This window comes from Streptomyces sp. SAS_270 (genome assembly GCF_052543295.1).
Genome location: NZ_JBMNDS010000089.1, coordinates 22827 through 40305, shown reverse-complemented (window position 1 = coordinate 40305; position 17479 = coordinate 22827). Strand labels below are relative to the sequence as shown.

Annotated in this window: 19 protein-coding genes; 13 read left to right on the top strand and 6 right to left on the bottom strand. The window is 69.8% G+C overall.

The window, feature by feature from the left end; translation table 11 throughout:
• Positions 1–233: 233 nt before the first annotated feature.
• Together ACN6LB_RS38695 and ACN6LB_RS38690 are read left to right on the top strand one after the other, a co-directional pair.
• Complete coding sequence (locus ACN6LB_RS38695; RefSeq protein ID WP_445029948.1) at positions 234–830, top strand: TetR/AcrR family transcriptional regulator; 597 nt, start codon at positions 234–236, stop codon at positions 828–830.
• A gap of 116 nt (positions 831–946) precedes the next feature.
• Positions 947–1681 carry an NADPH-dependent F420 reductase gene (locus ACN6LB_RS38690; protein WP_445029947.1) on the top strand — a complete coding sequence of 245 codons (735 nt, stop codon included), beginning with the start codon at positions 947–949 and terminating at the stop codon, positions 1679–1681.
• A gap of 67 nt (positions 1682–1748) precedes the next feature.
• Here the strand turns inward: ACN6LB_RS38690 and ACN6LB_RS38685 are convergent, their stop codons facing one another.
• Positions 1749–2450: an SDR family oxidoreductase gene (locus tag ACN6LB_RS38685; RefSeq protein ID WP_445029946.1), complete on the bottom strand. Its 702-nt coding sequence runs from the start codon at positions 2448–2450 to the stop codon at positions 1749–1751.
• Between the two features lie 290 nt (positions 2451–2740).
• On the bottom strand, positions 2741–3442 hold the full coding sequence (locus ACN6LB_RS38680; RefSeq protein ID WP_445029945.1) for a MerR family transcriptional regulator: 702 nt from the start codon (positions 3440–3442) through the stop codon (positions 2741–2743).
• A 272-nt stretch (positions 3443–3714) separates the two neighbouring features.
• On the opposite strand from ACN6LB_RS38680, the gene ACN6LB_RS38675 reads away from it, so the two are divergent.
• From ACN6LB_RS38675 to ACN6LB_RS38650, 6 genes are all read left to right on the top strand, one after another.
• Positions 3715–4329 carry a DUF6230 family protein gene (locus ACN6LB_RS38675; protein ID WP_356144559.1) on the top strand — a complete coding sequence of 205 codons (615 nt, stop codon included), beginning with the start codon at positions 3715–3717 and terminating at the stop codon, positions 4327–4329.
• Between the two features lie 116 nt (positions 4330–4445).
• A complete protein-coding gene (locus tag ACN6LB_RS38670) occupies positions 4446–4931 on the top strand; it encodes a DUF6114 domain-containing protein (RefSeq protein WP_445029944.1) in 486 nt (161 codons plus the stop codon).
• On the top strand, positions 4924–6198 hold the full coding sequence (locus ACN6LB_RS38665; protein ID WP_445029943.1) for a hypothetical protein: 1275 nt from the start codon (positions 4924–4926) through the stop codon (positions 6196–6198). Before ACN6LB_RS38670 ends, ACN6LB_RS38665 begins: the two co-directional genes overlap by 8 nt.
• A gap of 79 nt (positions 6199–6277) precedes the next feature.
• Positions 6278–7582, top strand: a complete 1305-nt coding sequence (locus ACN6LB_RS38660) for a DUF3533 domain-containing protein (protein WP_445029942.1) — start codon at positions 6278–6280, stop codon at positions 7580–7582.
• A gap of 197 nt (positions 7583–7779) precedes the next feature.
• Positions 7780–8349, top strand: coding sequence for a TetR/AcrR family transcriptional regulator (locus ACN6LB_RS38655; protein WP_445029941.1), 570 nt, complete (start codon positions 7780–7782; stop codon positions 8347–8349).
• A 138-nt stretch (positions 8350–8487) separates the two neighbouring features.
• Positions 8488–9303 carry an oxidoreductase gene (locus ACN6LB_RS38650; protein ID WP_445029940.1) on the top strand — a complete coding sequence of 272 codons (816 nt, stop codon included), beginning with the start codon at positions 8488–8490 and terminating at the stop codon, positions 9301–9303.
• A gap of 26 nt (positions 9304–9329) precedes the next feature.
• Here the strand turns inward: ACN6LB_RS38650 and ACN6LB_RS38645 are convergent, their stop codons facing one another.
• Both ACN6LB_RS38645 and ACN6LB_RS38640 read right to left on the bottom strand, forming a co-directional pair.
• Positions 9330–9482 (bottom strand): hypothetical protein, encoded by a 153-nt coding sequence (locus tag ACN6LB_RS38645; RefSeq protein ID WP_445029939.1) that lies wholly within the window; start codon positions 9480–9482, stop codon positions 9330–9332.
• Positions 9482–9700, bottom strand: a complete 219-nt coding sequence (locus ACN6LB_RS38640) for an alpha-L-rhamnosidase N-terminal domain-containing protein (RefSeq protein WP_445029938.1) — start codon at positions 9698–9700, stop codon at positions 9482–9484. Before ACN6LB_RS38640 ends, ACN6LB_RS38645 begins: the two co-directional genes overlap by 1 nt.
• A 14-nt stretch (positions 9701–9714) precedes the next feature.
• On the opposite strand from ACN6LB_RS38640, the gene ACN6LB_RS38635 reads away from it, so the two are divergent.
• The 3 genes from ACN6LB_RS38635 to ACN6LB_RS38625 all read left to right on the top strand — a co-directional run bounded on the left by ACN6LB_RS38635 (position 9715) and on the right by ACN6LB_RS38625 (position 12593).
• Positions 9715–9915 carry a substrate-binding domain-containing protein gene (locus tag ACN6LB_RS38635; protein ID WP_445029937.1) on the top strand — a complete coding sequence of 67 codons (201 nt, stop codon included), beginning with the start codon at positions 9715–9717 and terminating at the stop codon, positions 9913–9915.
• Between the two features lie 282 nt (positions 9916–10197).
• Positions 10198–11169, top strand: a complete 972-nt coding sequence (locus tag ACN6LB_RS38630; RefSeq protein WP_445029936.1) for an NAD-dependent epimerase/dehydratase family protein — start codon at positions 10198–10200, stop codon at positions 11167–11169.
• 245 nt (positions 11170–11414) lie between these two features.
• Positions 11415–12593, top strand: coding sequence for a cytochrome P450 family protein (locus ACN6LB_RS38625; RefSeq protein WP_445029935.1), 1179 nt, complete (start codon positions 11415–11417; stop codon positions 12591–12593).
• A 148-nt stretch (positions 12594–12741) separates the two neighbouring features.
• On the opposite strand, the gene ACN6LB_RS38620 is transcribed toward ACN6LB_RS38625, so the two are convergent.
• Together ACN6LB_RS38620 and ACN6LB_RS38615 are read right to left on the bottom strand one after the other, a co-directional pair.
• A complete protein-coding gene (locus tag ACN6LB_RS38620; protein ID WP_445029934.1) occupies positions 12742–13047 on the bottom strand; it encodes a hypothetical protein in 306 nt (101 codons plus the stop codon).
• A gap of 329 nt (positions 13048–13376) precedes the next feature.
• Positions 13377–14798 (bottom strand): DEAD/DEAH box helicase, encoded by a 1422-nt coding sequence (locus ACN6LB_RS38615; protein ID WP_445029933.1) that lies wholly within the window; start codon positions 14796–14798, stop codon positions 13377–13379.
• A gap of 415 nt (positions 14799–15213) precedes the next feature.
• Between ACN6LB_RS38615 and ACN6LB_RS38610 the strand changes: the two genes are divergently transcribed.
• Entirely contained in the window at positions 15214–16047 is an 834-nt protein-coding gene (locus ACN6LB_RS38610) for a PIG-L family deacetylase (RefSeq protein WP_445029932.1), read from the top strand.
• Between the two features lie 296 nt (positions 16048–16343).
• Positions 16344–17417: a LacI family DNA-binding transcriptional regulator gene (locus ACN6LB_RS38605; RefSeq protein WP_445029931.1), complete on the top strand. Its 1074-nt coding sequence runs from the start codon at positions 16344–16346 to the stop codon at positions 17415–17417.
• Positions 17418–17479 lie beyond the last annotated feature (62 nt).

Here is a 17479-nt window from a genome sequence, read left to right as displayed (position 1 = left end):
CCCCCCCAGCGGCGTGAGCCGGCCGGGCGGGGCGCGGCCGGCTGAAGTCCTGGCGGGGTCGGCTCCCTGCTCCCCGTCCCGGGCCAGGCGTGTCGATCGCCCGCGCCGCCCCGGCCCCCCTTGGGGATCAGGCCCCAGTTGACCGGAGGCCACCTCCGCTTTACTCTCGAATCCATACGGAGGCAGCATCCGTTTCGATACGGCCCCGTACAGACCGGAGACCAGGAGGGCCCATGAGTGCCGACGGACAGCGGGTGCGCAAGCCCCGTGCCGACGTCCAGCGCAACCGCGCGGCCCTGCTGGAAACGGCGCAGCGTCACTTCCTGCGGTACGGAGTCGGCACCTCCTTGGAGGCGGTCGCCAAGGACGCGGGCGTCGGTCCCGGCACCTTGTACCGGCACTTCCCCACCCGGGAGGCTCTGCTGGCGGCCGTCTTGCAGACGCGCTCCGAGGAACTGGTGGCGCGCCAGGCGAACATCAGCCAACTCGGGGACGCCACCGAGGCATTGGAGCAGTGGCTGCGGGCGATGGAGGATTACTTCAGCGCCTTCAGCGGGCTGCCGGAGCCGCTCATGGCTGCGGCCAGGGCGCAGGAGCCGGACAATCCGCTGACCGTTCCCTGCGACATCCTCATCACAGCCACCGACACATACGTGCGGGCCGCGCAGCTCGCAGGACACGTGCGCGCGTCGGTCAAGGGCTACGACCTGTTCCTCGCGGCCGTCTCCGTCGCCTGGATCAGGGGCACCGGCGCCACGGACGCAGAGTCCGTGGACCGGCTCCGTGCGCTCATCGCGAGCGGCTACCGCGAGCGGGGCGACCGGGCGTAAGCCACCGGAGCCCTCTCCTGGGCTCCCCGGCGACAGCCTCCGACCGGCGCCCCCGCCACACGTTCATCACATCGTGCCGCCCCTGAGGGGTGGTACAACCCTCAGAAGGACAAATCATGAAAATCACCGTTATAGGCGCAGGCGCCATCGGCGGAAACCTCGCCCGCAAGCTCAGCACGGCCGGCCACGACGTCCAGGTGGCGGACGCCCGGGGCCCCGAGGGGGTACCGGCCGACGTGCTGGAGTCCGGAGCCCGCGCGGCCGACCTCGGCGATGCCGTCCAGGACAGGGACGTCATCATCCTGTCCATCCCCTTCGGACGGGCGGCGGAACTGGCCGACCTGTTCGCCGGTGTCCCCGACGAGACCGTGGTCATCGACACCTCCAACTACTACCCCCACCTGAGCGGGAACATCGAAGCGGTGGACGACGGCCAGGTCGAAAGCCTGTGGAACGCCGGGCAGTTGGGCCGTCCCGTGGTCAAGGCGTGGAACGCCGCCCTGGCCGGCACCCAGCAGACCAAGGGCTCCGTGGCCGGAACCCCCGGTCGCATCGCCATCCCGGTCGCGGCCGACTCCGACGAGGCGCGGCGCGTGGCCATGCGGCTGGTGGACGACACCGGCTTCGACGCCCACGACGCCGGCGTACTGGCCGACTCCTGGCGCCAGCAACCGGGCACGCCCGCCTACTGCACCGAGCTCACCCTCGACGAGCTGGCACCCGCCCTGGCCGCGGCCGACCGGGCCGAAGCCCCGCGCACGCGGGATCGCCTGATGGCGCACTTCACCACCCTCACCTCCACACCCTCCCTGTCGGAGATCGTCGAGATGAACCGCTCCGCCCACCACTGACGCCCCCGGCCCCATGGCGAGGGCCGCCGATCGCGCGCGATCGGCGGCCCTCGTTCTCGTCCGTGCCTTACTGCGCGAGTTGCGGGTACAGCGCCGCGAGGTCCCCGGCCAGGCCTGCCTTGACCTGCCGGGAGACGTCGTCGGCGAGAACCTCGTGGGCGCCGGTCTCGATGCCGTCGAGGGCAAGGGCGGCGACGTCGCGGGGGTCGGCCTTGGGGCCTTCGGCGCCCGCTGCCAGGTCGGTGTCGACGTAGCCCACGTGCAGACCGGTGACGGCTATGCCGCGCGGCTGCAGTTCCAGGCGCAGGGAGTTGCTCTGCGACCACAGTGCGGCCTTGGAGGCGCTGTAGGAGCCGCCGAGGGCCAGCCAGGACAGCACGGAGTGCACGTTGAGGATGTGGCCACCGCCGTTGCGCTCGATGATCGGCGCGAAGGCGCGGGTGAGCAGCAACGGGCCGTAGAAGTTCGTCTCGAACTCACGCCGCACGTCGTCGACCGGGGAGTCCAGGAAGGACGCGCCGACCGCGGCACCGGCGTTGTTGATCAGTACGGTGACGTCTTTCGCCTGTGCGGCGGCCGCGGCCACGGAAGCCGGGTCGGTGACCTCCAGGGCGACCGGCACTGCGTCCGGGTGCGTCACCGTGCGCGGGTCGCGGGCGGTGGCGTAGACCTTGCCGGCGCCGCGTGCGTACAGCTCCTCCACCAGGGCCTTGCCGATGCCGCGGCTGCCGCCGGTGACGAAGACGTGCGCGCCCTTGAGTGCGGTCATGACTATCTCCAAGCGATAGGGTCGGTAAACCGTTCGGTTTCACCACGGTAAACCGATCGGTTTCCACACGCAAGTCCGCCAGACGGCGAAGACCACGCCCACACCGAAGACCTTCATGGTCAGCACGTCGCCCGACCTCTCCCCCTGGCTACAAGCCGGGCTACTGCCTGTCCGTCCGCCCCGGCGGCGAAGACGTCCTGGACCCCGTACCGGGAGGACCGCAAGACCTGCATGGACACCGTGCCGTGCCCTCTTCAGGACAAGGAGGGGGTCCTCCTTTCGGGCCCTGCTCACCCCTCCGGGGACTCGTCCCGCCCACACGCACGGCGATCATGACGGCGGTGGTTCGCGTCCTCCTGCGCCAGTCGCCGCAGGAGCATGACGACCGGTTCGGAGAGCACCCCGAGGACCACCGCCCGCTCGGCGAGGGCGATGCGGTCCTCGATTCCTTCGAGCTGGGCGAAGTCCAGGTCGGCAGTGGCCGTGGCGAGCCGCGCATAGGGGAGGAGGTCCTCGGCTGTGTAGTCGGCGCCGAGGCGGCACAGCGCGGCGAGGCTTTCGGCGAGCGCCGGTCGGTGCGGTGACTCGCCGGAGATCTGCCAGCCCATGGTCTCGATGAGAGCCTCGACCCGCGCGGCGGTTCCGCCTGGCGCCTCCTCGTCGCCGGCGCCACCCGGTCCGTCGTCGTTCCGGCCGCCCTTTCCACTCTTGTCCGCGGAGGGCACGGGCAGGGCGTGGTGGACGACGCCCAGGGTCTCGAACGCGTCCAGCGGGCGGTCTACGGCTTCGAGTACTTCACGGGCCCGAGCGACGGACAGTCCGCCGAGTTGGATGAGGGAACGGATCAGACGCAGCCGCTGGACGTGCTCCTCGCCGTACTCGACCGCCGTGGGGTTCAGCGCGCGCCCCTCCGGGAGCAGCCCTTCCCGTCGGTAGTACTTGATGGTCGCCATCGGCACCCCGGACCGCTGACTGAGCTCTGAAATCCTCATGCGCTCCCTCACGCTCAACTGTCCCACCAGTATCGCGTTACCAGGGGTTGCCCACCGATCTCGATAGTGCCACTATCGGGTACTCGGTAGTAACACTATCGAGTGCCTCTTCGGTGTGCCCGCTTCCTCCGTGCGCGTGGACAACATGCTCCCGCGGAAGCCGCCTGCATCGCCGCGGCAGTACCCAGCCGTCGTTCTTCCCTGCCCCGGGCCCGGGCCAGTCAGTCCTGGGTCCGGTCGTCCCGTACGCCTCGACAACGGAGGACCACACCATGTCCCAGAGAATCGGCAAGACCCACTGGAAGCGTTTCGCCGTCGGTGCCGTGCCGACGGTGGCCGCCACGGCGGCTGTTGCCGTCTCCATGGCCCAGGGCGCGCTGGCCGCTTCGTTCAGCATCTCCGGTTCCGACTTCCAGGTCTCGGCCGGCAAGTTGAGCGGCACCGGATTCGGCAACTACGCCACGGTGGACGTCGCCAAGAACGGCAAGCACGTGCCCGTTTCGGTCTCGTCCATCAAGAACGCGACGGTCACCGACATGTGTCAGTCCGTCCCGGTGGACATTCCCGTGCTCGGGACCTACACGATGACGCTCAAGGCCGGCGGGTCGGGCACGCCGGTCAAGGGCAAGGACCTGTACATCGACATGACCGACCTTGAGGCCAAGTCCGGCACCTTCAAGAACGTCGACATCGGCGTCGCCACCGGTTCCATGACCAAGGGTCAGGTGAACCCGAAGGACCACGTCGACCCCAACGGCTACGCCCAGCAGGCGGACTCGGTCGAGATCATCGACGCTCACCAGAAGGTCTGGGCCACCTCGGCCGGAACGTTCGAACTGCCGGGCCTGCACATGAACATCGCGGCCGGCCGCCACGACTGCTTCTGACCTTCGTCTCCGCCCCCGCCCTCTCGTCTCCAGCGCACTGAAGCGACCTGTGACGGCTCGGGGGCGGGGGCCCCTCCCCACAGACGCCATCCCCCCTCACACTTGGGAGCTGCCACATGACGAGTGCCGGTGTACCCGTGCGCCCCCACACCGACGGCGGACTCACCCGCGCTCGCCGGGACTTCCGGGCCTGGCGACGCACGCGCCCCTTCTGGGCGGGCCTGCTGGTGCTCCTTGCCGCCGCGCCCATCATCTACTTCCCGTACTTCAACCTCTCCCTGGGCGCCCTGTCCGTCGCGATGTCCACCACCGCGGGGGCCGGATCCCTGGTCATCGGCCTGACCCTGATCGTCCTCGGCGGACTCCTCTGGTTCCAGCCGATCATCAGGTTCTTCGCCGGCTGCGTCTCCGTCTTCCTCGGCGTGCTGTCGCTTCCCATCTCCAACTTCGGCGGCTTCTTCCTCGGCACACTGCTCGCGGCCACGGGCGGACTCCTGGCTCTGGCCTGGGGTCCGGTGGACGGGCTCCCGGAGAACATGTCCGACGGCGCCGAGCGGCCGTCGACCACCGTCGCTCCGGAGGGAGGGCCGGGGAATGAGTGACGAGTCGCCCGACACCCGCGGCGAGACCGCGCGACCCCGCTCCACCCGGCCGCCGGGAGCCCGCCACGCCATCCCGCGGACGTCCGCGCTGACGCGCCTGCGCCTGCCCATCGGCCGGGCCCTCGCCCTGACGGCGCTGCCGACCGCTCTGATCCTCGGAAGCCAACGGCTGCCCGCGTCCGCCGACACGAGCGCGACCGCGCCGCTGTCCGCTCCCGAGGCGGGTAGTGGCGGACCAGGAGCCGACGCTGTGGACTGCGACCTTCCCGGCGAGAAGTCAGCTCCCTCGGCGACGGCTTCGCCCAGGGCCACCACGACCACCGCCCGCCCTGCTCCGTCCGCTGATCCCAGCACGTCCGGCGCTCACCGAACCGGCGGGCCCGCCAAACCTTCGGAGCAAGCGGACGACGAGGGAGCGGTGTCGCCCCGCTCCCAGACCGGCACCCCCGCCCCCTCCCCCAGCCAGACCCCCGCCCCAACAGGGCTTGCAGACATCCTCGCTCCCCTGGATCTCCTCCACGGCGACGCCGAGCAGAAGAGTCCGGCACCGGACGCGACCCCCTCGCCGAACCCAGGTGTTGCAACACCGGCACCGGCACCGACGCCGACGCCAAGGACCACAGCACCCTCCGACCCACGACTGCCCACGACGCAGGCTTCACCGTCACCCAGCCACCGCACCGCCGAGCCGTCGCCCGCGCCGAAGTCCCCCCGGGAGACCACCCGGTCGACCACAAAAGAGGCCCCCCGCCCCTGCGACATCAGCGATCTCAAGGCTCCCGAGGACAAGAATGCCGGCCGGTTCTCCGCCGAGCCGTGGAAGATGAAGGGGAGTCGCGTCGCACTGCACGACCTGGTCTTCCACGGAGTGGTGACCGTGGATACGGCCGCCGGACCCAAGCGGGTGCTCAAGTTCTCCGCAGGGTCGGTGACGATCCGCGACCTGAAGATGTCGGTACCCGTCGGCCCGCAGATCCAGCACATCGACGGAGCGCCCGGCTCCACGTCCACGTTGCGAGGCGACGGCATCACCATGTACGTCGAAAGTCTGACGGGCACTCTCTCCAGCATCGAGAACCTCCCCACGCCGCCCGTCCTCCGCCTGCACCTCACCCCCGACACGGTGCCGGAGTGGCTCTACGACACGCTCGGCGACCTCGGCCTCAAGCTCCAACTCAGCCTGGACGACGCCGACATCGACCAGGCAGGCCAGACAGGCGGAAAGCTCGTCATCCCGGGGATCCACGGGTACGGCACGCCCAGGTGAAGCCCGCCGAGGAGCCGCGGCCGACGCGCCGTCCGGCCTCTTCTCCCCTGCAGTCGTGTTGCCGAGACCGGAGCAAGTCATGAATGGAATTCACCCCTTCCGCGTGCTGCGTGCGAAACCCCTGTGGATCGCCAATGCAGTCATCACGGGGGCCCTGGCACTGCTGTTCTCCGTGCTCTATGTCGGCGCCAACATCGACCCGGCCGGCCACATGAAGAACCTGCCCGTCGGCCTGGTCAACGCCGACAAGGGAGCCGCCATCGGCGGCAAGCAGGTCAACCTGGGGGCCCAGATCACCGACTCGATCAAGAAGTCCTCCGCGGGCGGAGGCAAGATCGAGTGGAAGGTGATGGACGAGCGGAAGATGAAGGAGGAACTCGGCAAGGGCAAGCTGTACGGCGCGCTCGTCGTGCCCGGCGACTTCACCTCCTCCGCCACCGCCCTGACCGGCACCGCGACCACCGGGACCCCGGTGCGTCCGACGCTGACGGTGCTGACCAACCAGTCCGCCGGCAGCCTGGGTTCCGGCCTGGCCCGGACCGCGACGACCCAGGCGGCCGAGAGCGCCTCCCTCCGCATAGGCCAGGAACTGACCGCGCAGAGCAGCACCGAAGAGGCGCAACTGCCCACCGCGGCACGCGTCCTGCTCGCCGACCCCGCCGCCGTCACAGTGAAGGACGGCCATCCTCTCGACTCGCACAGCGGCCTGGGCCTGACGGCGTTCTACTACGCCCTCGTCCTTGTGGTCTGCGGCATGCTCTCCGCCAATGTGATCAGCGGCCAGGTCGACCACGCCCTCGGCTACACCCACAACGACATGGGCCCGCTGCGCCTGCACCGCCCACTGATCCGGGCGACCCGGGTGCAGACCCTCGTCGTCGCCGGCACCCTCATGGCGGCCCTGTCCCTGCTGATGGGCACCCTGGTCATGACCGGCGCGGTCGGCATCATGGGCATGGACGCCTCCCACCTGCCACTGCTGTGGCTGTACTCGGTGGCCGCCATCGCCGTCTCCGGGATCGGCGCGCTCACCCTCCTCGCCGTCTTCGGGACACCCGGCATGCTGCTCGTCACGCTGGTCTTCATCGGGATGGCGGTGCCGACGGCCGGCGCCACCACGCCGATCGAGGCGCTGCCCGGCTTCTACCGCTTCCTCGCGGAGTTCGAGCCGCTGCGGCAGATCACCGGCGGGATCCGCTCGATCCTTTACTACGACGCGCAGGGCGACGCGGGCCTGACCCGGGGCTGGATCATGATGGCCGTCGGCCTCGCGGCCGCCGCACTGTTCGGGTTCGGCGTCACGGGCTGGTACGACCGCAAGGGACTGCACCGCATCCCCGCCGAGAAGAAGGCCGAGGCCGAGGAGACCGCCGTCCCGGCGTAGTGCAACGCCACCCACCCAGTGCAGGGCCATTGCTCGGAATGGCCCCCGGTGTGAGTACGCCCCGTGGGGACGGGACGTGCTCACACCTCTCACGGCTCGGCGACGGCCTCTCCCCCAAGGCCGTCGTCGAGCCGCTGTGCGCGCACCGCGGAAACCGATCGGTTTTGATTCTGGCCGAATCGAGTTAACCTCGCGGTATGACCACCGAAACTAAGCCAAGTCCGCGAGAGCGGCTGCTGGAGGCGACGGCCACACTCAGCTACCGAGACGGTGTCGGCATCGGCGTCGAGGCACTATGCAAGGCGGCGGGGGTGTCGAAGCGCTCCATGTACCAGCTGTTCGGGAGCAAGGACGAGCTGCTGGCGGCGAGCCTGGAGCAACGCGCTTCCGCCTACGTGGCGACGCTCCTGCCCGCGGCGGACGAAGCAGGTTCACCCCGCGAGCGGATCCTGCACGTCTTCGCACAGGTTGAGCAGCAGGCGGGCGCACCCGAGTTCCGAGGCTGCCCGTACCTGGCCGTACAGATCGAGCTCAAGGACGAGGACCACCCTGCGAGCCGGGTGTCGCACCGGATCAAGGAGGGCCTGACGGCCTTTTTCCGTGCCGAGGCCGAACACGGCGGGGCGAGCGATCCCGACCTGCTCGCCCGGCAGCTCAGCCTGGTCTTCGACGGCGCCAGCGCCCGCGCGGGAATCGGAGCCGACCACCTGGGCGGACTCGTCTCCCCCACGGTGACCCTCCTGCTCGACGCGGCGGACGTGCACTGACATACCGCCGCGACCCGGCAGGCACAGCGAAACCCAGGGTGCCTGGCCGACGGCCGATGCTTGAACTTGCGCGATGAAACTGATCGGTTTACATTTGGAGAAACCGATCAGTTTCCTCAACGAGTGCGGGAGTCCATGATGGCGACAAATCGACCGGTGGCCCTTGTGACGGGCGCGTCGTCCGGCATCGGGAAGGCGGCGGCGCTCGCGTTGGTCGCAGCGGGTTTCGACGTGGTCGGCACCAGCCGCGACACCTCGCGCGTCTCCCCGCTCGTCGGAGTGACCTTCCTCGACCTCGACGTCGCCAGTGACACGTCGGCCACCGCCGCGGTCCAGCAGGTGATCGACCGGTTCGGGCAGATCGACGTCCTCGTCAACAACGCCGGCATGGGCGCGATCGGGGCCGTCGAGGAAAGCTCCGTGGCTCAGGCCCAGGGCATCTTCGACGTCAACGTCTTCGGTGTCATGCGGATGACGAAGGCCGTACTGCCCCACATGCGTACTCAACGACGCGGCCGCATCATCAACGTCTCCTCCGTGGTCGGCTTCCTCCCCTCGCCCTACATGGCTGCCTACGCCGCCTCCAAGCATGCGATCGAGGGGTACTCCGAGTCCCTGGACCACGAGATCCGTGAGCACGGCGTCCGGTCGCTTCTGGTCGAACCCGCCTACACCAGCACCGGATTCGAGGCCAACAGCCCGCGACCCGACACGTCCCTGCAGGTCTACGCGGACCAGCGGCGCGCCTTCGACCGCATGATGGAGACAGCGATCAGGGACGGCGACGATCCCGCCGTCGTCGCCAAGGTGATCGTCGCGGCGGCGACCGACTCGAAGCCGAAGCTGCGCTACACCGCCGGCCCCACGGCCGGACGCGCACGCGCGCTGCACCGCCTGGCTCCTGCCCGGGTCTTCGACAAGCAGATCCGCAAGCTCAACCGGCTGGCCGGCTGACACCTGCCCTGCACAGCGCAGCACTCTCAACGAAGCCTGCTGGTCAGCCGGTACGTGCCGGACGCCAGCCGGTAGGAGGCCGTGCCGTGCGCGTGCCCGAGGAATCGGAGCTCGTCCGCGCGGGCCGGCGGAGTCGTGCAGACGGTGATGGACCGGGTCCGGCGGTCCCAGCGGCTCATCAGACGGGCGGTTTCGGCCGGGTAGGCGAGGTGCTGGGCGTCCGGGTACCTGGTCTCGAAGGGGATCCATTGGTCCCCGACCAGTCGGAGTCGTCGAACCGGGACGACGTCCAGCCTGGCAGTTCCTTGCGGGCGTCGTAGGTCTGGCCGTCGTAGATGTCGTCGGCCCGATAGGGCCCGTTGTCGGTGGCCTTCCACGAGCCGTCCGGCCGGGTCACCACGGAGTGGGTCGGTGGCGGGCTACGACAACACCACCTTCGCCGTACTCGGCCCGATCTCCCTGACCAGCGTTGACCAGGCGGGCCGGGAGATCGGCCGGAACGCCGCCCGGCTCCTGCTGGAGCGGATCGAGGACCGCGCCAAGGCCTCGGTCCAGGTCAAGCTCTCCCCCACGCTGGTAGCCCGACGCATCACGGCGCCGCCGCCGGCGTAGCTCCATGACCTGGGACGTACGCCGGCATTTCTCGTGGGCTTCACGGCCCGGCCGGGACCGGCTCCGATCATTGTCCAACTCGCCAGGCACGTGCGGCTGTTGGCCTGCCAACGGGGGATGCCCCGCACGATCCCCTGCGCGATCCTGTGCATTCCTGACGACGCGGGGCGACTGACCTTCGTAGCGGCTGGGCGCGGAGCGCGTCAGGCTGTGCGGTACCGCATGCCACGGCATGTCGAGGATCCTGGCGCAATGATCACATCGGACTCTGATGGGAAAAGTATGCGAATCGTCGTCATCGGCGGAAGTGGGCACATCGGCACGTTCCTCGTTCCCCGGCTGGTGCGTGCCGGTCACGAGGTGATCAACATCAGCCGTGGCACCCGCACCGCCTACGCCGATGCTCCCGAGTGGCAGCAGGTGCACCAGGTCGTCGCCGACCGGGAGCGGGAGGACGCCGAGGGCACCTTCGGCGACAGGGTGGCCGGGCTGAACGCGGACGTCGTCGTCGACCTGGTCTGTTTCACCCTGGACTCGGCCACGGCACTGGTGGAACGTCTGCGCGGCGAGGTCGGACACCTGCTCCACTGCGGCACCCTGTGGCGCTACGGCCCCAGCCACAAGCTGCCGATCTCCGAGGACACGGGCACCGCGCCCATCGGGGAGTACGGCATCCAGAAGGACCTGATCGCACGGATGCTGAAGGAGGAGACCGCTTCCGGGGGCCTGGTGACCACCTCCCTGCATCCCGGGCACATCGTCGGTCCCGGCTGGCACCCGATCGGTCCGCTGGGAAACCTCGACCCCGCCGTCTGGTCCACGCTTTCGGCCGGGCAGCCGCTCCGGATCCCGGGTACCGGTGTCGAGTTGATGCACCATGTGCACGCCGATGATGTCGCGCAGGCCTTTGAGCGAGCGATCGAGCGCCGAGACGCCGCGGCGGGAGAGGACTTCAACGTCGTCGCCCCGACCGCGCTGAATGTCCGCGGATACGCTGACATCGCGGCCGGCTGGTTCGGACAGACCGCATCGCTGGAACCGGTGACCTGGGACGAGCTCCGCCGCACCATGCCCCCTGAGCACGCCGAGGCGAGCTGGGACCACCTCCACCGCAGCCACTGCCTCACGATCGAGAAGGCCAAGTCCCTCCTCGGCTACGCACCGCGCTACGAACCGGAGACCGCTGTACTCGAGTCCGTCCGCTGGCTGATCGACCACGACGAGCTGAAGGTGGCGGGCCCGCTCATCGTCTGACGGGAAGCAGCGATCACGTCGGATCGCCGTCCTCGCGAAGCCCGCGGGGGCGGTCGTGGCACACGGCTCGGAACCGGGCACCGGGTGGTGGGGTCAACGCGGACGGGCCGCAACGCCCATGACTGGGCGTCAGTGAATCCGGTAACTCCCAGACGGAAAGCCCTCCCTGGCAGCCAACGCATACGCTCACCGTATTGGGCGTGTCGCCGACCACGGCCACCCAGAGCCGCTTGGAGCCTGAAAGCATGACCGACCCGACTCAGGACCCCCGCTTCATCCAGGACCCCTACCCCACCTACGCGGCCATGCGGTCCAGTTGCCCGGTGCAGTCTGTGTCCGCCGGGTCCGGTGGGCGCCCCAGTTTCCTGGTCACCGGGTACGCGGAAGCGAGGGAAGCCCTCGGTGACGCTCGGCTGTCGAAGGACACGGCCGCCTTCTTCGCGGGCAAGGGGTCGCGACGTCGTCTGCACCCTGCGGTGGCGCACACCATGCTCGCCAACGACCCACCCCAGCACACCCGTCTGCGCAGGCTGGTGACCAAGGCGTTCACGACCGGGGCCGTCGCGAAGCTGCGTCCGTTCATCGCCCGGGTCACCGGTGAGCTGCTGGATCAGTGGCCCGTCGGCGAGCGGTTCGACTTCGTGGCCGGCCTGGCAGTGCCGCTGCCGGTCATCGTGATCTGTGAGCTGCTCGGAGTCCCGGAGACAGACCGGCCCGACGTCCAACGCTGGTCCGGCGAGCTGTTCGCGGCAGGCAAGCCCGACGTCATCGACGCGGCCTCGCATTCCATGGCCGACTACATGACAGGCCTCATCGCCGCCAAGCGCCTCGCCCCTGGTGACTCTCTCCTCGACCGGCTCATCTCGGCACGCGACGGAGGCGACCATCTCAACGAGGAGGAACTCGTCTCGCTGGCGCTGCTACTGCTCGTGGCCGGGCACGAGACCACGACCAACTTCCTCGGCAACGCCGCCCTGGCTCTGCTCCAGCGCCCTGCCGAGCTGGAACGCCTCCGGAGGAATCCGAACGATGTCCCGGCCGTGCTCGACGAGTTGCTTCGCTTCGATTCCCCGGTCAGTACCGCCACCTTCCGGTTCACTACGGAGGCCGTCACGCTCGGCGGTACCGATATCCCGGCCGGTGTCCCGGTGCTGGTCGCTCTCGGAGCCGCCAACCGCGACCCGGAGCGGTTCCCGTCGCCGGACGTGCTCGACTTGGACCGGGACGCCGCCGCGCATCTCAGCTTCGGCCACGGCATCCACCGCTGCCTCGGCGCTCCCCTGGCCAAGGCCGAGGCGGAGATCGCCCTGCGAGCGGTGCTGATGCGGTTCCCCGCAATCCGGCTTGCCGCACCGCCTGATCGACTGGACTGGCGGTGCACCCGTCTCGTTCGCGGGCTCGCGTCGCTTCCTGTGTCGGTGTAGCCGGTCGGCGTGCCGAAGCCATGCTTCTGCACACAGGGCGAGCAGGAAGCGGGACGCCGGCTCGCGGAGATCCTGTTCCCGTGGAATGTCCGCCGTTACGCCGTTGTCCGCGACAGGAGGACTCCCGGAATGCCTCCTTCTGCCGGTCTCATCCCTGTGGGGTCGCCTCAGCGGTCACGACGCCGGGTCGCCGTATGCGCTCTCGCCGCTCTTCGAGTTGTCTGCGCAGTTCGCTGTGCAGGTCCGCGGGCAGGCGCCCCGAGGACGCCCAGTCGACAAGGAGTTCGGCAACGTGCCGTTCTTTGATGTGGGTGCGCGCGGACATGCCACGGATGACGTCCAGGGCCAGGGACAAGGGGACCACGCCCACGGTGGCGACGATGCGGCCGGCTTGGTCCAGGAGAGCGGGTGGACGCGGTCGATCGTCGGGTCTTTCGTTGTTCTTCTCGCTCATGGGAGACCTGCCCAAGAGATGGGGGACGTGCCGTTCTGCCTGCGCAGCGCGGCTGCGACCGCGCCGGCCGCGAGACCGACGCCGGTCAGTGACAGGAGGCGGTGGCGGGCGATGACGGCCTGCCAGGAACGGGCATGGGAGGAGTCGTCGATGACGCCGTGAGCGCCGTGATCACTGCCCGGCGACTGGTCGGACCGGCAGGGAAACCGGCGCAGCAATGAGGCGTTGACCAGCTCCTTCGCAGAAGCACTCCCGCCTGACGGAAGCCGCCCTGCACGACAACCGGAACGACCCCGAAGGCACCCGTACCGCAGTCCGGGAAGCGGGTCTCAGCCGCTGCGCCGCACCCGGGCCGCCTTGCGGGCCTCCGCGAGCTTGCTCGCCTCGCTGCTCTTGCGGGACGATCTGCCGCCGGAGCCGCCCTTCGTGTCCTTGGTGGTGCCCAGGCCGCGGAACGGGGCGTTGTGGTTCTTGGGGCGCGCTGTGGCCGGCCCGCCGTCGAGAGGCTCCCCGGAGGGGGCCTTGGCGCCGGTGATCCGGCTCAACTCCGCCTCGCCGGACCGCACTTTGGTGACCTTGGGGGCGACGTCGGCGTCCGCCATGACCTGGCTCGTCTCGCGGCGCTGTCCCGACAGCACGAGTGTCACGACGGTGCCGGAGCGGCCGGCCCGGGCCGTGCGGCCCGCGCGGTGCAGATAGTCCTTCGGGTCGGTGGCCGGGTCGACATTGACCACGAGGTCGAGGTCGTCGATGTGGAGGCCGCGTGCGGCGACGTTCGTCGCCACCAGCGCGGTGACCTGACCGTTCTTGAACTGGGCCAGGGTCCGCGTGCGCTGCGGCTGGGCCTTCCCGCTGTGCAGGGCGGCGGCGGCCACGCCGCTGGCCCGCAGATGCCGCGTGAGCAGGTCGACGCCGTGCTTGGTGTCCAGGAACATCAGGACGCGGCCGTCCCGGGCGGCGATCTCCGTGCTCACGGCGTACCGGTCCGGGCCGTGCACGACGAAGACGTGGTGCTCGATCGCGGGGACGGCACTGGAGGAGGGGTCCACCGAGTGGACGGCGGGGTCGCGCAGGTAGTCCTGCACCAGCTGGTCGACGTCGCGGTCGAGGGTGGCGGAGAACAGCATGCGCTGCCCGTCGGGACGCACCTGGTCCAGGGCTTCGGTGACCTGCGGCAAAAACCCCATGTCACACATCTGGTCGGCCTCGTCCAGGACCGTGATGCGCACCCGCCCGAGGCGGCAGCCCTTGCGCTCGATGAGGTCGTGCAGCCGGCCTGGCGTGGCGACGACGATCTCGGCGCCGTCGCGCAGCGCGGCGGCCTGCCGTCCGATGGACACCCCGCCCACCACGGTCGCGAGCCGCAGCCCCAGTGCCTCGGCGTACGGGGTGAGCGCCTCACCGACCTGTTGCGCCAGCTCCCTGGTGGGCACCAGAACGAGTGCCAGCGGCTCCTTGGGCTGCGCACGCCGTCCCGCCGTCCGGGCGAGCATCCCCAGGCCGAAGGCGAGCGTCTTGCCGGATCCGGTGCGGCCCCGGCCGAGGACGTCCCGTCCCGCGAGCGCGTTCGGCAGTGCCGCCGCCTGGATGGGGAAGGGCACCGTCACGCCGTGCTCGTCGAGCGCCCGCAGGATCTCGGCCGGCAGCCCCAGCTCCGCGAAGGACGCTGCCGGGGGCAGCGCCGCAGTGGCGCTCGACGCCTCGGACGCCTCATCCTGCTGCCGGGTGTCGGCACGTGCTGATTCGCTCACAGAAAGCCTTCCTCCGAAGGGACCGTACCGAGGAAGGCGCGGCGGGGACGCGGCCACCTGCCAGGGACCGCGAAACCGGGCACCGACACAGCGACGCTGCAAATGCTCCACGCTAGCACGGGGCACATCGCCCGGGCCTCCCACGGCCGCGCCGCTCAGCCGTGCAACGACAGCCGGACCTGCCTGCCTCGTTCGCGTCGAAACGTCGAAACACCGACATCTGGAAGGCCAGACGGCTGCGACGGGAACAGCGGGTCCGGTCGGCACGGTTGCATCGACCGAGGGACCGGCGCCGCACGGGCGGGGAACACGGAGACCACGAGGTCGTCCGCCCCACCGGGATCCGGGCCCCAGGTTCGCGGCACGCCCGCCGCGAACCCGGACGACGACGCTATTTCTGCAGGAGGACTGTTTCATGACTGGCCGGCCCTTGACGCTCATGGCAGTACACGCCCACCCCGACGACGAGGCCACCGGGACCGGAGGGGTCCTCGCGCAGTACGCGGCGGAAGGCATCCGCACGGTTCTCGTGACATGTACCGACGGCGGTTGCGGTGACGGACCGGGGGGTGTCAAGCCGGGCGATCCCGGGCACGATCCGGCGGCGGTCGCCTTGATGCGCCGTCAAGAACTCGAGGCGAGCTGTGAGGTCCTGAAGATCAGCGATCTGGAGATGCTGGACTATGCCGACTCCGGAATGATGGGCTGGCCGAGCAACGACGCCCCCGGATCCTTCTGGCAGACCCCCGTGGAGGAAGGCGCGGCCCGACTCGCGGAACTCATGCGGCACTACCGACCTGATGTGGTCGTCACCTACGACGAGAACGGCTTCTACGGCCACCCCGACCACATCCAGGCCCACCGCATCACGATGGCGGCCCTGAAGATGACCGAGCTGACACCGAAGGTGTACTGGACGACGATGCCCCGCTCGATGATGCAGCGGTTCGGCGAGATCATCCGCGAGTTCGGTGACGACATGCCGGAGCCGGATCCTGCCGAGGCCGCCGCGCTGGCCAAGATCGGCCTCCCCGACGACGAGATCACCACGTGGGTGGACGCCACCGCGTTCAGCGGCCAGAAGTTCGACGCTTTGGCCGCGCACGCCAGTCAGGGCGAGAACATCTTCTTCCTCAGGATGGGCAAGGAGAGGTTCGGGGAGTTCATGGGCATGGAGACCTTCGTACGTGTCCAGGACGCCACCGGCGCGGCCGTACCCGAGAAGGATCTCTTCGCCGGACTGCGCTGATCCGCCCGCCCGACCGGCCGGCAGAGCCCCTCGCGCGGGGCTGCTGACTCGGAAGGTGCGCCACAACCCGGATCGCAAGCCCGGCGGTCTGCTCCGATCAGGACGGACCGCCGGGTCACGAGGGCGGTCTTCGGCGCCAACTGAACCGATGGCCAGGCGTTGTACTCCCTTGCCGGGAGCGCCCCCCAGCTTCTGCGGCAGCCCGGGACAGCATGACTTGCCCTGATATAAATACCGGGCGAAGGCCGACTCCCCGCTCTTGACGGGTGAGGTTGTGAACGTTCACAATCCCTAGCATGGATGTGACCGGTCACACTAGCTCCGGCAGCCGCTCGGATCCCGGACAGGAACCGCGCAAGGCCGCCAGTATTCGGGACGTCGCTCAGGCTGCGGGCGTCTCGTACCAGACCGTTTCGCGGGTCATCAACAGCCACCCGAACGTCCGCGAGGAGACCCGCAAACGGGTCGAGGCAGCCATTGAGGCGCTGGGATTCCGACGCAACGCCACCGCGTTCGCATTGGCCAGCGGCGTCGCCCGGTCGGTCACCGTACTGACGTCGAACACCACCCTCTACGGTTATGCGGCCACCCTCCAGGGCCTGGAGGAGGCAGCCCGCGCCGCGGGCTACTCGCTGGGCGTGAAGCTGCTGACGCCCGAGGACGACCTGGACCGCACCATCTCCTCGGCCGCGGCCGAGGGTGGCGGACTGATGGTCATCGGCTTCGACCGGCTCGCCGCTACGGCCCTGGACCGCGTCCCGAAGAACGTGCCGTGCGCCGCGATCGTCGAAGCGCCCTCGCACGGCCGCACCACGCCCCGCCCGGCCGTGTGGGCCGACGACCGCGAGGCGGCCCGCGCCGCCACCGCGCACCTGCTGGAGCTCGGCCACCGGACCGTGCATTACGTCGCGATCCCGACGTCGGCCGGCACCCGGCGCTCGGAAGGGCCACGGGCGCAGGGCTGGCGGGCAGCCCTGGAGGCGGCCGGCATCACCCCGCCCGAACCCCGCGGAGGCAAGGGCTGGGACGCGCAGGTCGGCTACGACGAGGGACGACGGCTCGCCGACGATCCGGGCGTCACCGCGATCCTGTGCGGCAACGACGACCTGGCCCTGGGCGTGCTGCGCTCCCTGCATCACGCGGGTCGGTCGGTACCGGGCGACGTCAGCGTCATCGGCTTCGACGACGCCCCGCACTCCGGGTTCCTCACCCCTGCCCTCACCACCGTCCGGATGGACTTCCAGGGCCTGGGCCGTGATGCCTTCGCCCTCCTGCGCGGTCAGCTGGAGGGCGACTACCAGCCGCCCGCCCCGACGTTCGCCCGCACGCACCTGATCATCCGGGAAAGCTCGGCCGGCACCAGCGCGTGAAACCCAGTGGCGCGACAGGCGCTCGCCACGGCGAATCTAGTGATGAGGACGGCCGGAGCCCC

Excerpts from the sequence above, each read along its gene's own strand:
- ACN6LB_RS38665 (WP_445029943.1), top strand. The coding sequence starts at position 4,924 with ATGAGTGACGAGTCGCCCGACACCCGCGGCGAGACCGCGCGACCCCGC.
- ACN6LB_RS38680 (WP_445029945.1), bottom strand. The coding sequence starts at position 3,442 with ATGAGGATTTCAGAGCTCAGTCAGCGGTCCGGGGTGCCGATGGCGACC.
- ACN6LB_RS38625 (WP_445029935.1), top strand. The coding sequence starts at position 11,415 with ATGACCGACCCGACTCAGGACCCCCGCTTCATCCAGGACCCCTACCCC.
- ACN6LB_RS38630 (WP_445029936.1), top strand. The coding sequence starts at position 10,198 with ATGCGAATCGTCGTCATCGGCGGAAGTGGGCACATCGGCACGTTCCTC.
- ACN6LB_RS38645 (WP_445029939.1), bottom strand. The coding sequence starts at position 9,482 with ATGAGCCGCTGGGACCGCCGGACCCGGTCCATCACCGTCTGCACGACT.
- ACN6LB_RS38610 (WP_445029932.1), top strand. The coding sequence starts at position 15,214 with ATGACTGGCCGGCCCTTGACGCTCATGGCAGTACACGCCCACCCCGAC.
- ACN6LB_RS38620 (WP_445029934.1), bottom strand. The coding sequence starts at position 13,047 with ATGAGCGAGAAGAACAACGAAAGACCCGACGATCGACCGCGTCCACCC.
- ACN6LB_RS38690 (WP_445029947.1), top strand. The coding sequence starts at position 947 with ATGAAAATCACCGTTATAGGCGCAGGCGCCATCGGCGGAAACCTCGCC.
- ACN6LB_RS38685 (WP_445029946.1), bottom strand. The coding sequence starts at position 2,450 with ATGACCGCACTCAAGGGCGCGCACGTCTTCGTCACCGGCGGCAGCCGC.
- ACN6LB_RS38660 (WP_445029942.1), top strand. The coding sequence starts at position 6,278 with ATGAATGGAATTCACCCCTTCCGCGTGCTGCGTGCGAAACCCCTGTGG.
- ACN6LB_RS38605 (WP_445029931.1), top strand. The coding sequence starts at position 16,344 with ATGGATGTGACCGGTCACACTAGCTCCGGCAGCCGCTCGGATCCCGGA.
- ACN6LB_RS38675 (WP_356144559.1), top strand. The coding sequence starts at position 3,715 with ATGTCCCAGAGAATCGGCAAGACCCACTGGAAGCGTTTCGCCGTCGGT.
- ACN6LB_RS38650 (WP_445029940.1), top strand. The coding sequence starts at position 8,488 with ATGGCGACAAATCGACCGGTGGCCCTTGTGACGGGCGCGTCGTCCGGC.
- ACN6LB_RS38655 (WP_445029941.1), top strand. The coding sequence starts at position 7,780 with ATGACCACCGAAACTAAGCCAAGTCCGCGAGAGCGGCTGCTGGAGGCG.
- ACN6LB_RS38670 (WP_445029944.1), top strand. The coding sequence starts at position 4,446 with ATGACGAGTGCCGGTGTACCCGTGCGCCCCCACACCGACGGCGGACTC.
- ACN6LB_RS38695 (WP_445029948.1), top strand. The coding sequence starts at position 234 with ATGAGTGCCGACGGACAGCGGGTGCGCAAGCCCCGTGCCGACGTCCAG.